General features: G+C 66.8%; 14 protein-coding genes. 4 read left to right on the forward strand and 10 right to left on the reverse strand.

The features are described from left to right. Positions 1 to 189: 189 nt before the first annotated feature. Positions 190 to 1026: a trypsin-like serine peptidase gene (locus AC5Y30_RS15270; RefSeq protein ID WP_499919382.1), complete on the forward strand. Its 837-nt coding sequence runs from the start codon at positions 190 to 192 to the stop codon at positions 1024 to 1026. A gap of 22 nt (positions 1027 to 1048) precedes the next feature. Here the strand turns inward: AC5Y30_RS15270 and sthA are convergent, their stop codons facing one another. After that, on the reverse strand, positions 1049 to 2464 hold the full coding sequence (gene sthA, locus AC5Y30_RS15275; RefSeq protein WP_499919384.1) for a Si-specific NAD(P)(+) transhydrogenase: 1416 nt from the start codon (positions 2462 to 2464) through the stop codon (positions 1049 to 1051). Between the two features lie 113 nt (positions 2465 to 2577). Here sthA and AC5Y30_RS15280 point away from each other — a divergent pair, with 113 nt between their 5' ends. Further along, positions 2578 to 3636: a DUF4192 domain-containing protein gene (locus tag AC5Y30_RS15280; RefSeq protein WP_499919386.1), complete on the forward strand. Its 1059-nt coding sequence runs from the start codon at positions 2578 to 2580 to the stop codon at positions 3634 to 3636. 19 nt (positions 3637 to 3655) lie between these two features. On the opposite strand, the gene AC5Y30_RS15285 is transcribed toward AC5Y30_RS15280, so the two are convergent. From AC5Y30_RS15285 to AC5Y30_RS15295, 3 genes are all read right to left on the reverse strand, one after another. Continuing rightward, entirely contained in the window at positions 3656 to 4345 is a 690-nt protein-coding gene (locus tag AC5Y30_RS15285) for an iron-dependent transcriptional repressor DtxR (RefSeq protein ID WP_499919389.1), read from the reverse strand. 131 nt (positions 4346 to 4476) lie between these two features. Beyond that, positions 4477 to 5436 carry a sigma-70 family RNA polymerase sigma factor SigB gene (sigB, locus tag AC5Y30_RS15290; RefSeq protein ID WP_067127016.1) on the reverse strand — a complete coding sequence of 320 codons (960 nt, stop codon included), beginning with the start codon at positions 5434 to 5436 and terminating at the stop codon, positions 4477 to 4479. Positions 5437 to 5604: 168 nt separating this feature from the next. After that, on the reverse strand, positions 5605 to 6039 hold the full coding sequence (locus AC5Y30_RS15295) for a DUF3099 domain-containing protein (RefSeq protein ID WP_499919821.1): 435 nt from the start codon (positions 6037 to 6039) through the stop codon (positions 5605 to 5607). Between the two features lie 58 nt (positions 6040 to 6097). Here AC5Y30_RS15295 and AC5Y30_RS15300 point away from each other — a divergent pair, with 58 nt between their 5' ends. Beyond that, the gene (locus tag AC5Y30_RS15300) at positions 6098 to 6337 is read left to right on the forward strand and encodes a DUF3039 domain-containing protein (protein ID WP_499919390.1); all 240 of its coding nucleotides are present in this window, start codon (positions 6098 to 6100) and stop codon (positions 6335 to 6337) included. Here AC5Y30_RS15300 and AC5Y30_RS15305 read toward each other — a convergent pair whose 3' ends face one another. Continuing rightward, positions 6338 to 7342 (reverse strand): YihY/virulence factor BrkB family protein, encoded by a 1005-nt coding sequence (locus tag AC5Y30_RS15305; protein WP_499919393.1) that lies wholly within the window; start codon positions 7340 to 7342, stop codon positions 6338 to 6340. It abuts the gene before it with no gap. 66 nt (positions 7343 to 7408) lie between these two features. Further along, the gene (locus tag AC5Y30_RS15310) at positions 7409 to 7594 is read right to left on the reverse strand and encodes a DUF7455 domain-containing protein (protein WP_067346704.1); all 186 of its coding nucleotides are present in this window, start codon (positions 7592 to 7594) and stop codon (positions 7409 to 7411) included. 132 nt (positions 7595 to 7726) lie between these two features. Here AC5Y30_RS15310 and AC5Y30_RS15315 point away from each other — a divergent pair, with 132 nt between their 5' ends. Next, positions 7727 to 8107 carry a DUF952 domain-containing protein gene (locus tag AC5Y30_RS15315; RefSeq protein ID WP_499919398.1) on the forward strand — a complete coding sequence of 127 codons (381 nt, stop codon included), beginning with the start codon at positions 7727 to 7729 and terminating at the stop codon, positions 8105 to 8107. On the opposite strand, the gene AC5Y30_RS15320 is transcribed toward AC5Y30_RS15315, so the two are convergent. The 4 genes from AC5Y30_RS15320 to ppgK form a co-directional block, all read right to left on the reverse strand. Beyond that, entirely contained in the window at positions 8041 to 8469 is a 429-nt protein-coding gene (locus tag AC5Y30_RS15320) for a RidA family protein (protein ID WP_499919401.1), read from the reverse strand. The two genes, AC5Y30_RS15315 and AC5Y30_RS15320, sit on opposite strands and share 67 nt — an antisense overlap. A 136-nt stretch (positions 8470 to 8605) precedes the next feature. Continuing rightward, on the reverse strand, positions 8606 to 9589 hold the full coding sequence (locus tag AC5Y30_RS15325) for an alcohol dehydrogenase catalytic domain-containing protein (RefSeq protein ID WP_499919404.1): 984 nt from the start codon (positions 9587 to 9589) through the stop codon (positions 8606 to 8608). Between the two features lie 61 nt (positions 9590 to 9650). Then, entirely contained in the window at positions 9651 to 11177 is a 1527-nt protein-coding gene (locus tag AC5Y30_RS15330) for an RNA polymerase sigma factor (RefSeq protein ID WP_499919407.1), read from the reverse strand. Positions 11178 to 11354: 177 nt separating this feature from the next. Continuing rightward, positions 11355 to 12164, reverse strand: coding sequence for a polyphosphate--glucose phosphotransferase (gene ppgK, locus AC5Y30_RS15335; protein ID WP_499919409.1), 810 nt, complete (start codon positions 12162 to 12164; stop codon positions 11355 to 11357). Between the last annotated feature and the right edge of the window lie 75 nt (positions 12165 to 12239).

Consider the following 12239-nt stretch of genomic DNA (forward strand, 5'->3'; position numbering starts at 1 on the left):
CAGGGTGCCCTACCGAGTGTCCCCCGAATCGGGCGGCACCAACATCTATCAGCGAACTTCGCGTTCACGCTCTTAGCTGGAACGCGACAATTCTCACTCGTAATCCGCAAACCACATCCTGGGGGTCGCCCGCACGCCCGTTGGCGCACCGTCATGTGTGGGAGTCGGCCTGCCGCCGACCGGTCAGGCATGATGAAGGCGATGCGCATTCGGATCCTGATGCTCTGCTCGGTGGTGGGGGTGGCGACGTCGTTGACGTCGTGTCACCGTCCCGTCGAGCATGTTTCGGGTGCTCCGGTGTCCGCCCCGCGCGTCGGCGGGCCGGTGCAGCGGCTCAGCCAGCCCGAGCAGAAGGCCATCGCGGGTCCGGTCGAGCCGGATCGGCGCATCGGGGCGATTTTCATCGACGGTGGCCCGCTGCACGTGTGCACCGGTTCGGTGGTGCATTCGACGGGCGGCAACCTGATGATGACCGCCGCGCATTGCCTGGCCGGAGCCTCGCTGATCACCTTCGTTCCCGGTTTCGCCGGCGACGCCGCACCCGGTCCGGCCGATGTGTGGAAGGCCGACGCGGTCTACCTCGATCCACGCTGGACGGCGAGCAAGGACCCGCACGCCGACTACGCGATCGCGCGGGTCAGCAACGAGGCCGGCGCTCCCGTCGAGTCCCGGGCCGGCCTGGCGCTGACACTGGGAGTGACTCCTCCGCCGGGCAGCCGCGTCACCGTGCTGGGATACCCGGCAGGCGTGGGCGGCTCGCCCATCGGATGCCAGGCCAGCACGTCGGTCACCGACACCGGGTTCCCCTCCTTGGCGTGTGAGGGGCTGGTGGACGGCACCAGCGGTGCGCCCTGGGTCAGCGGCACCACACTCATCGGGGTGATCGGCGGTCTCGAGCGGGGCGGCTGCGCCGCGAACATGTCGTACTCGGCGCCGTTCGACGCACAAACCGCGGAACTCTTGGCCCGCGCCGAGGCCGGGGGGCCCGGCGATCCCGTCCCGAACGACCTTTCCGACGCCTGTTAGTGCCGATCGCCAGCCCGGCGGTTCAGTGCCGGAACTGGTTGAGCGCCCGAACCTTGTTCATCACGTCGAGCGCCGCCACCTTGTAGGCCTCGGAGAACGTCGGGTAGTTGAACACCGCGTCCACCAGGTATTCCACGGTGCCGCCGCAGCCCATCACGGCCTGCCCGATGTGCACCATCTCTGTGGCGCTGGTGCCGAAGATGTGCACGCCGAGCAGCTTGAGGTCCTCGGTGGACACCAGCAGTTTGAGCATCCCGTAGGAATCGCCGGCGATCTGCCCGCGGGCCAGCTCCCGGTACCGGGCCACGCCCACCTCGTAGGGGACGGAGTCCTTCGTCAGCTCCACCTCGGTGGCGCCGACGTAGGAGACCTCCGGAATCGAGTAGATGCCGATGGGTTGCAGCTCGGTGATGCCGTCGGACGCTTCGCCGAACGCGTGATAGGCGGCCAGGCGTCCCTGTTCCATCGACGTCGCGGCCAACGCGGGGAAGCCGATCACGTCGCCGACCGCATAGATATGCGGCACCTTGGTCTGGAAGTTGTCGTCGACGAAGATCCGCCCGCGGTTGTCGGACTCCAGCTCGGCGTTGTGCAGGTCGAGATGGTCGGTCTGGCCTTGCCGCCCGGCCGAATACATCACCGTCTCCGCCGGAATCTGTTTGCCGCTGGCCAGGGTGGTCACGGTGCCCGCCGATCCGACGTCGACCGCGGTCACCTCCTCGCCGAACCGGAACGTCACCGCCAGGTCGCGCAGGTGGAACTTCAGCGCCTCGACCACCTCAGGGTCGCAGAAGTCGAGCATGTCGGCGCGCTTCTCCACCACGGTGACCTTGGTGCCCAGTGCGGCGAACATCGAGGCGTACTCGATGCCGATGACGCCGGCGCCGACCACCACCATCGACGCGGGCAACGACTTGAGGTCGAGGATCCCGTCCGAGTCGAGCACCCGGTGTTCATCGAACTCGACGCCGGACGGCCGCGCCGGCCGGGTACCGGTGGCGATGACGACGTAATTGCCGGTGATCGTTATCTTTTCGCGCCGCGACGGGTCCTCGACCTCGATGGTGTGCGGGTCGACGAAACGCCCGTGGCCGATCAGCAGGTCGATGCGGTTGCGCATCAGCTGGTTGCGCACCACGTCGACTTCCTTGCCGATCACGTGCTGGGTGCGGGCCAGCAGGTCGGCCGGGGTGATCTTCTTCTTGACGCGATAGCTCGCGCCGTAGAGTTCGCGCTGGCTCATCCCGGTGAGGTACAGGACCGCCTCACGCAACGTCTTTGACGGGATGGTGCCGGTCTGGACGCACACACCGCCGAGCATTTGGCCGCGTTCGACGACGGCGACCGACTTACCGAGCTTGGCCGACGCGATGGCGGCCTTCTGTCCGCCGGGCCCGGACCCGATGACGACCATGTCGTACTCCTGCGCCGAACTCATGGCTTAAACAGTAAGGCAGCGCAACGCACAGTGCTGGGTTCATCCACAGGTCCGCTACCGGGCCCGTGGACGTGCGCACCGGTTGACGGTGGCGGCCGTCAGCGTGGGTGCTCATGACGACGCATCGAGAAGACTTCGAACTTTTACGCCCCGGCGCACTCATCGCCGCGCTGCCGGCCGTTCTCGGCTTCGTACCCGAAAACTCATTGATATTAGTGTCTTTGGGCGACGGGAAACTCGGCTCGGTGATGCGTGTGGACCTCTCCGAGGAACTTGCCGACCGGGTGGAGCACCTGGCGGAGGTCGCCGCCGCGGCGGCCCCCGAGGCCGTGATCGCGGTCATCGTCGACGCGGACGGGGCCTACTGCCCAAGCTGCAACGAGGAATACCGGCAGCTGTCGGTGGCGCTCGCAAAAGCCCTGTCGCAGCACAACGTCGAGCTGTGGGCCACGCATCTGGTCGACCAGGTGGCCCTCGGCGGCCACTGGCATTGCGCCGAGGGCTGCGGGTCGAGCGGCCTGGTCGACGATCCCGCGTCCTCGCCGCTGGCGGCCGCGGCGGTGCTCGAAGGCAGGCGGCTCTATCCGCGGCGTGCCGACCTGCAGGCGGTCGTCACGCCCGACGATCAGGCGCGCAGCGACGCGCTGGCCGGTGTAATCAGGCGCCAGGCCACCCGGCGCAGGGCGGCGCATCGTGCGCATCCGATTCGCTGCACCCGTGCCGACGTTGAGACGGCGATGTCCGTCGCCAGCCGGGTTGCGGCCGGGGAATCGCCGTCCGACACCGAATTGGCGACGCTGGGCTGCGCGCTCAGCGACGCGCAGGTGCGCGACATCCTGTATGCCCTCGCCGTCGGCGAGAGCGCCGGCGAAGTCGAGTCGTTGTGGGCGCTGCTGGCGCGCAGGTTGCCCTCGCCGTGGCGGGTCGAGGCGCTGGTCTTGATGGCGTTCAGCGCCTATGCGCGCGGCGACGGCCCGCTCGCCGGGGTGTCGCTGCAGGAGGCGCTGCGCTGCGAGCCCGACCATCGGATGGCCGGCATGCTGGACACCGCCTTGCAATCGGGCCTGCGGCCCGAGGACATCAGGGACCTGGCGCTCACCGGCTACCGCTTGGCCAAGCAGTTCGGCGTGCAGCTACCGCCGCGCCGGCCGTTCGGCCGCAGGGCCGGGTAGGGGGCACGGACAGCCCGGGTCAGACCTTCTCGACCTTGACCGCGTGCGCCATCTCGTGCGGCAGGGTGACGTTCTCGTGGCCGGGAATGACGATGGTCACCCCGGCGGTGCCGGTCTCGACGGTGACGCGGGCGTTGGGGACGACGCCGGCGTCCTTCAGGCGTGAGATCAGGTCGATGTCGCCCTGCACATGTTCGGTGAGCTGGCGCACCACCACGGCCACCGGCGCGCCGGGTGGCAACTCGGTCAGCCGGACCAGGGGACCGTCTTCGGACCAGGACTCGGGACCCACGCCGAGGTCCAGCAGCCCGGGGATCGGGTTGCCGAAGGGCGAGGTGGTCGGGTTGTTGAGGACCTTCACCAGGCGCCGCTCGACGTCCTCGCTCATCACGTGTTCCCAGCGGCACGCCTCGGCGTGGACCTCTTCCCACGGCAGGCCGATCACGTCGACCAGCAAGCGTTCGGCGAGGCGGTGCTTGCGCATCACGGAAATGGCCAGCGCGCGGCCCTTGTCGGTGAGCTCGAGGTGGCGGTCACCGGCCACGTGGAGTAAACCGTCCCGCTCCATGCGCGACACGGTTTGGCTGACAGTCGGCCCGCTCTGATCGAGGCGTTCGGCGATTCGGGCACGCAGCGGCGTCACGCCCTCTTCTTCGAGGTCGTAGATGGTCCGCAGGTACATCTCGGTGGTGTCAACCAGGTCGTTCATTCAGCACCCTCCGTCGACGCTGAGTCTACTTGCCCAGCTGCGCGAATGGTTGTAACGCGTCGGCGACAAGCAGTATGCCCGCCGCTGGCGCGGCGGGCATACTGTCTGCTACCTAGCTTGGGGGTGAGGCCTTAACTCGCGTACGACCGTAGCCTGTCGGCGCGCTCCCCGTTGCGCAGTTTCGACATTACGTCCCGCTCGATTTGGCGGACCCGCTCGCGGGACAGGCCGAACAGCTTGCCGATCTGGTCCAGCGTGCGCGGCTGGCCGTCGTCCAGGCCGAAGCGCAACCGGATCACCTGGTGCTCACGCTCGTCCAGGGTGGCCAGCACGCTGCGGATGTCGGTGTGCAGCAGCTCGGCGATCACCGCGTTCTCGGCCGACATCGCTTCGGCGTCCTCGATGAAATCGCCCAGCGGGGCTTCTTCCTCGGAGCCGACCGGCATGTCCAGGCTTACCGGGTCGCGGCTGTGCTCGAGCAGGTCGTTGATCTTTTCGACCGGAATGCCGGACTCGGCGGCCAGCTCCTCGTCGGTGGCCTCGCGTCCCAGGTTCTGGTGCATCTCGCGCTTGATCCGCGCCAGCTTGTTGACCTGCTCCACCAGATGGACCGGCAGCCGGATTGTGCGGCTCTGGTCGGCCATGCCGCGGGTGATGGCCTGACGGATCCACCACGTCGCGTAGGTCGAGAACTTGAATCCCTTTGTGTAATCGAACTTCTCCATCGCGCGGATCAATCCGAGGTTGCCCTCCTGGATGAGGTCCAGCAGCGGCATACCGCGACCGGTGTATCGCTTGGCCAGCGACACCACCAGGCGCAGGTTCGCCTCCAGCAGGTGACGGCGCGCCGCCTGACCATCGCGCACCACGGCCTGCAGATCGCGTTTACGGTTCTCCCCGAGGCGCTTACGCGTTGCGAGCAGGTGTTCGGCATAAAGCCCGGCTTCGATGCGCTTGGCGAGTTCGACCTCGCCGGCCGCATTGAGAAGTGCCGTCTTCCCGATTCCGTTCAGATATACGCGCACTAGGTCCGCTGCGGGGCTTTGAGCATCCAGATCGCCGTCAAATCTGCTCGTGCTGGCGTTCGCCATAGCGACCTCCCGTTCGGCTTTGTTCTGTCATCGAGTTCAACGACAGATCAGCTTTGAGAGTTCCCAACGACCCCGCATCTCACACGTCTTGACGTGCAGAAATGTGCCACAGACCTGAGAATGTCCTGAGAAGTCCGTCGGCCGCGGCACCTTCAGGAGAAACGGCGACTAGCCGTGATCGATTCCATCGCGAAACCCCGTCGGCCACTCCGGCTGCGGGTCTCGGGGGGCCTCCAGCGCCGGACGTTCCGCCCTGGGGAACAGGCGGTTGTGCTGGCGGGCAGCGTCGAAACGGCGGGGCTCGTCGGCGCTGCGCGGCGGCCGATCGTTGGCGATCAACACCGCCATCCAGGGCAGCGGGATTGACAGCGCCACGATCGCCAGGGAGATCAGCCCGTTGTGCCACGCGCCGTAGGCGACCGCGGCCAGGATCAGCGCGGGAATCCGGAAAGCCATCAGCGTCAGGTACTTACGGACCCGCGCACGGTGCTGCTCGTCGTACGAGGTCGCGGCGGCGGTGATGAGCACAGGGCGGCTTTTGCTGCCGTCAAAGTCATCGAACCCCGGATCGGAGCCGTGCTTCATTTCTCCACTGTCCCACAACTCGCCGTTTCCGGCTCGGCCGGTTTTCGGGGCCTGCCGGCGGTGCACAATGTCAGGTATGCAGACCCAAACGATCGAACGCACCGACACCGACGAACGCGTCGACGACGGGACCGGCAGCGACACCCCCAAGTACTTCCACTACGTCAAGAAGGACAAGATCGCCGAGAGCGCGGTGCTGGGCAACCACGTTGTGGCGCTGTGCGGCGAGGTGTTTCCCGTCACCAAGGCGGCCAAGCCGGGCTCACCGGTCTGCCCGGACTGCAAGCGGATCTACGACCGGATGAAGAAAGACTGATCAGCCCGGCGGCTCGGCCGGCGCGACGTCGCGTTGCGCGGTGATGGGATTCGTCGTCACCGGATTCGACAGCGTGTCAGCCGCCTTCGCCAGCCCGGGCGAGCGCGACAGCAGCCACCTGCGCAGCCGGTGCGCATGCGTTCGCGGCGCGGGGAACTCTTCCTGAATGGCGGCATTGAGTTCGGCGCCGATCATGATCGCGAAGCCGCCGAAGAACGAGAAGAGCAAGAACGCGATGGGCGTGGAGAGCGCGCCGTAGGTGTAACCGGTGCTGGTGATCCATTGCAGGTAGATGCGCAGGCCCAACGTGGCGATGACGAACACCGCGGTGGCCAGCGCCGCGCCGAAGATCAGGCGATGCGTCGGGAGCGGTTCCGGTAGCGATACCCGATACAAGATCACCACCCCGAACATCAGCACCAGGATCAATGCCGGGTAATAGCCGTAGCGCAGCACGTTCGCCAGGCTGACCGGAATGTGTTCACCGATCTTGCGCGGTCCCAAGACAATCAGTGGTGCGGTCATGACAACGCCGATCAACCCCACCACGTAGAGGAACAGCGCGAACAGGCGCTGGCGCACCGGATGGCGCAACGGCGTCTGGTCATGCGCCTCGACAACCGAGTCGACGAACGCCGAGATGGCCGACGACCCCGCCCACAACGAGATGATGAACCCCAGCGACACCACCTCGCCGCGCGCGTTGTTGGCGATATCGCGGACGGTCGGCTCGATGATCTCGTTCACCACGCTGGGGGAGAACACGCTGTGTGCCGTCGAAATCAGCTGACGCAGGATGCTGGGCAGCATGTCCGGGCCGAACAGCGGCGCCACGTAGGCCAAGGTGCCCAGCATCCCAAGCAGCAGCGGCGGCAATGACAACGCCGACCAAAAACCAGCCTGAGCCGACTCGGAGAAAATCGAGTCGTCCCAACTCTTGGAAAGAGTCCTCAGGGTGATCCGCCAAATATGGTGGCGCGACGGTTTTGCGACCTGCTCGCTCATACCCGTCCAGCATTACCGAAGATCGCTCGCACCGCCCACATTGGCGATGGGCGAGTTCGGTGCGGGCTAGCTTTCGCTGATCTCCAGCACGGCGTCCAGCTCGGTCAGCTTCGCCTCGTGCTCGTTGGCGTGGTGCTGGCAGAAGAGAAGCTCCAGTCCAGAAGGCAGCTTGGCGCGCACACGAGCCGCAGCACCGCAGCGGTCGCAGCGGTCGGCTCTGGTCAGTTCCGGACTCGTCAGAGTTGCATTCATGGCTTCTCCGTTCTCGTACATTCACTTTCTCAGACGTATGGCGTTTTCGCCTTGTTCCCCGATCGTTATCGGGTGTGTCGTTTCTCACGGCCTGGTCAGGTTTGGTTTGGGCGGTGTCTAGGGTGTCGGGTTGTGACGATCGCTGGTGACGTCCTGGTGCACCTGTGCGGAGACGAGCAGTGGGCGCGGGCCCGGCAGGTGGGACGGCTGAACCCGGACACCGCCGGTGGCGGCGAGTTCATCCATCTGTCGACGCCCGAGCAGGTGCACCTGCCGGCCAACCGTCTCTATCGCGGTCGCGGCGACCTGGTTCTGTTGCACATCGACCCCGCCCGGCTCGACGCGCCCGTGCGGTGGGAACAAGGAGTACCAACCGACCCGGACTCCATGTTGTTCCCGCACCTGTACGGCCCGTTGCCGGTGGCCGCCGTGGTCCGGGTCACCGCCTACCCGCCGGCCGACGACGGCACCTTCGCGCCGATCGACGGCGGCTCCGCCGGGCGGTCGACGTAGGCGTCGGCTTCGATCTCCACCAACAGGTCGGGCGCGATCAGCGCCGAGACTTCGACCATGGTGGCCGCGGGCCGTATCGCACCGAAGACCTGCTCGTGCACGGCCCCCACCTCGCGCCAGCGCGAGATGTCGGTGACATAGATGCGGGTGCGCACCACGTCGGCGAGTGCGGCGCCCGCTTGGTGCAAAGCGATCTCAATGCGGCGCAACGCATCTCGTGCCTGGGCGGCGATGTCCCCGGCGGGCCCGACACCGGTCGTTCCGGCCACCGCCACATGCGGGCCGACCCGCACCGCGCGCGAATAACCCACCACCGACTCGAAGGCGGATTCCCCGGAAACGACTTTGCGATTGGTCGACATGGGAGTCACCGTACGGCGGCGGCGCCATCGGCGCAGCCGAATTTCCCGGTGGCAGCGGCCCTTTGGCCAAAGCGCTCGCTGGGTGCCGAAACAGCCTGCGGGACAACGATTCTCGTCGTAAGGCTTGACCGAGACCTCAGTGCTCCAGGACGAGCTTGCCGACTTGCTCGCACTTGGCGAGCTTGGTCAGCGCATCGGGATAGGCGTCGAAGGGAAATACCTCGTCCACGACCACCGGCAGACCCCTGGCGATGTGATCGGTCACCTGGACGAACTCGAGGTGGGATCCCGTCGTCACACCGATCAGCTCCTGCTGCTTGAAGAACAGCCGGGGCAGCAACAGCGGCACCTCGACCCCGCCGGTCGCGCCGCAGGTCACGAAGCGACCGCCGTTGTCGAGTGCCCGCAGCGCCGGTTCCCAGGTCGCGGCGCCGACGCTGTCGACGACGACCTCGACCTTGACCGGATATGGCCCGGCGGAATCGAACGCCTCGACTGCGCCGAGCTCCTTGGCGCGTTTGCGCTTGGCCTCGTCCCGCGACGTCGCGTACACCTCGGCGCCCAGGTAGTTGGCGATCAGCAGCGATGCGACGGCCACGCCCCCGCCGCCGCCGACGACGAGCACCTTCGTGCCGGCCTGCACGCGGGCCTTGCGCAACATTCGCCACGCCGTCACGTGACATACCGGATACGCCGCGCACTCGACCCACGACAGGTGCTTGGGTTTGCGGACCGGATGCCACGCCGGGACGACGACATAGTCGGCATGACCACCCCACTGATGCTCACCGAGCAGGTGCGTCCCCGGGTCGACGATGCTGTCGATGCCGCGGGTGAGGATCGCCTGGTGGGAGGTGATGCCCGCTTCCATCACGACCTCATCGCCCGGCTGCCAATCGCCCACACCCGGACCGACCTTGTCGATCACACCGGCGACGTCGGAGCCCGACACGTGCGGAAACGATCGCGGCTTGGGCATGCCCCGCGTCAGCCAGAGATCAATGTGGTTGAGGGCGGATGCTCGGACCTCGATGCGGACCTCGCCCGGTCCCGGCTCTGGAGTCGGGACCTCGCCCCAGCGGTACTCGCCCGGTGATTCCTCGAGGATCCATCCACGCATGGATCAGTACGGTACCGACGTTTGTTGCGCCGGGGAGCGGGTTGGGCCGCTGGTGTGTCGCTCAGTCCAGGTAGTCGCGCAACACCTGGGAGCGGCTGGGGTGCCGCAGTTTCGACATCGTCTTGGACTCGATCTGGCGAATGCGCTCGCGGGTCACGCCGTAAACCTGCCCGATCTCGTCCAGGGTGCGGGGCTGGCCGTCGGTGAGACCGAAGCGCAGCCGTACTACGCCCGCCTCGCGCTCCGACAGCGTCTCCAGCACCGACTGCAGCTGGTCTTGGAGCAGCGTGAACGAGACCGCGTCGACGGCCACCACGGCCTCGCTGTCCTCGATGAAATCGCCCAGCTGACTGTCGCCCTCGTCGCCGATCGTCTGGTCAAGCGAGATCGGTTCGCGGGCGTATTGCTGAATCTCCAGCACTTTTTCGGGCGTGATGTCCATTTCTTTGGCGAGCTCTTCGGGAGTGGGCTCGCGGCCCAGGTCCTGCAGCAGCTCGCGCTGGATGCGGCCTAGCTTGTTGATCACCTCGACCATGTGCACCGGGATGCGGATGGTGCGGGCCTGGTCGGCCATGGCACGGGTGATGGCCTGACGGATCCACCAGGTCGCGTAGGTGGAGAACTTGTAACCCTTGGTGTAGTCGAACTTCTCGACCGCGCGGATCAGACCCAGGTTGCCCTCCTGGATGAGGTCCAAAAACGCCATGCCTCGGCCCGTGTAGCGCTTGGCCAGCGAGACCACCAATCGCAGGTTGGCTTCCAGCAGGTGGTTCTTCGCGCGGTCGCCGTCGCGGCAGATCCACACCATGTCGCGACGCTGCGCGGCGGGCAGTTTGTCGCCGCGCTCGGTCATCTCGGTCATCAGCTGGGTCGCGTAGAGCCCGGCCTCGATCCGCTTGGCGAGCTCGACCTCTTCCTCGGCGTTGAGCAGCGCGACCTTACCGATCTGCTTGAGGTAGGCGCGAACCGAGTCGGCCGACGCCGTCAGCTCGGCGTCCTTGCGTGCCTGCCGCAACGCCTCGGACTCGTCCTCGTCCCACACGAAATCGCCGGAGGCCTTGTCCTTTTCGCTGGGTTCGGCGATCTCCTCGTCGTCCTCTGCCGCGGCCTCGCCACCCGTGGCCGGCTTCGCGACGACCTCTTCCTCGCCCTCGGCGGCTTCGGTTTCGCTCTCGTCGGCGTCCTGGCCGTCGGCCGCCACGTCGTCCTCGAGGTCGTCGAGGTTCAGGTCGGTGTCGATGTCGAGGTCTTCACCGGGCTCGCCCTCGAGATCGGGTTCGTTGTCGAGATCCTCGACGGCGCCGTCGGAATCGAGGGCGTCGGGATCCGCCGGCGCGGCCTTGGCGGCTTTGGTTCCGCGCGCCGACGGCGCCTTGGCGTCGCCCTTGGCCGCGGCGCGGGTCTTGGAGTCGGCGGCCGCTTCGGCCTTGGATTTGGTGGACGGCGACGCTGATTTGGCGGCCCGCTTGGCGGGCGCCGAGCCGTTGGCAGCCTTGGCCGCCGGTCGCTTGGCGGGGGACGACGGAGACTTCGTGGCGGTGCGTTTCACCGGCCCGTCCGTCGCCGGGCTTGCTTTCGTCGCTGCCACTTACACCCCTTCGTTTGGGCTCACCTTCGGTGGGTATTGGGCATGGTTAACCGAAAGTGTCTGCTATGTCGATGTCGGCGTTGGTATCAGCGTGAGTAGTCGCACGCTATTCGGTTGGGCGTTCGCCGAGCACCATTGTAACGACAGTGCGCGGTACTGCGGCTCTGCCGGGCGAAATCAGTGGGTGACGTCCGAGGTGGCGGCCATCGCCGCGCCGACGATCCCGGCGGTGTTGAGCAGGGCCGCGGCCACCACCGGGGTGCGGTTGGTCAGCAGCGGCACCCATTTGTCGGCCTTGCGGCTGATTCCGCCGCCCGCGATGAACAGATCCGGCCACACCGCGTTCTCGATGCTCACCAGCACTTTGGTGACCTGCTTGGCCCACTTTTTGTAGGACCAGTCGTTCTTCTCCTTCACCGAAGACGCCGCCCGCTGTTCGGCCTCCTTGCCGCCGACCTCGAGATGGCCGAACTCGGTGTTGGGGATCAGCGTCCCGTTATGAATCACCGCGGAGCCGATCCCGGTGCCGAAGGTGAGCAGTACCACGAGGCCCGACTGCCCTTTGCCCGCACCGTAATGCTCCTCGGCCAGCCCGGCCGCGTCGGCGTCGTTGAGGACGACGACGTCCTGACCGTTCAGCTCCGCGCTGATGATGTCGCGCGCGTTGCTGCCGATCCATGCCTTGTCCACGTTGGCCGCCGTCTGCACGATGCCGTGTGTGACGACTCCGGGATAGGTCACGCCCAGGGGGCCGGTCCACCCGAAAGCGTTGACCACCTCGGCGATCGTCTTGGCCACCGCCGAGGGTGTGGCGGGCTGCGGGGTCAGCAGCTTGACCCGCTCGCCGATCAACTGCCCGGTGTCCATGTCGACGACGCCGCCCTTGATGCCGCTGCCGCCGACGTCGATACCGAATCCGCGACGCTGTGGCCTGCCGTCGCCGGCGGCGGCGCCGGGCGTATCCGTGATCGAGTCGGTGCTGGTCATCGAATCTCCTCGGCGTCACTGGGCTGTCCGCTCACCTTAACGCCGCGACGGCGCGGCCCGTGGCGTCTGCGCGAG

The sequence above is a fragment of the Mycobacterium sp. NGS27 genome (assembly GCF_059813005.1).

Bases quoted from the DNA above. Each gene is read 5' to 3' on its own strand.
- AC5Y30_RS15270 (WP_499919382.1), top strand. From the start codon at position 190: ATGATGAAGGCGATGCGCATTCGGATCCTGATGCTCTGCTCGGTGGTG.
- sthA (WP_499919384.1), bottom strand. From the start codon at position 2,464: ATGAGTTCGGCGCAGGAGTACGACATGGTCGTCATCGGGTCCGGGCCC.
- AC5Y30_RS15280 (WP_499919386.1), top strand. From the start codon at position 2,578: ATGACGACGCATCGAGAAGACTTCGAACTTTTACGCCCCGGCGCACTC.
- AC5Y30_RS15285 (WP_499919389.1), bottom strand. From the start codon at position 4,345: ATGAACGACCTGGTTGACACCACCGAGATGTACCTGCGGACCATCTAC.
- sigB (WP_067127016.1), bottom strand. From the start codon at position 5,436: ATGGCGAACGCCAGCACGAGCAGATTTGACGGCGATCTGGATGCTCAA.
- AC5Y30_RS15300 (WP_499919390.1), top strand. From the start codon at position 6,098: ATGCAGACCCAAACGATCGAACGCACCGACACCGACGAACGCGTCGAC.
- AC5Y30_RS15305 (WP_499919393.1), bottom strand. From the start codon at position 7,342: ATGAGCGAGCAGGTCGCAAAACCGTCGCGCCACCATATTTGGCGGATC.
- AC5Y30_RS15310 (WP_067346704.1), bottom strand. From the start codon at position 7,594: ATGAATGCAACTCTGACGAGTCCGGAACTGACCAGAGCCGACCGCTGC.
- AC5Y30_RS15320 (WP_499919401.1), bottom strand. From the start codon at position 8,469: ATGTCGACCAATCGCAAAGTCGTTTCCGGGGAATCCGCCTTCGAGTCG.
- AC5Y30_RS15325 (WP_499919404.1), bottom strand. From the start codon at position 9,589: ATGCGTGGATGGATCCTCGAGGAATCACCGGGCGAGTACCGCTGGGGC.
- ppgK (WP_499919409.1), bottom strand. From the start codon at position 12,164: ATGACCAGCACCGACTCGATCACGGATACGCCCGGCGCCGCCGCCGGC.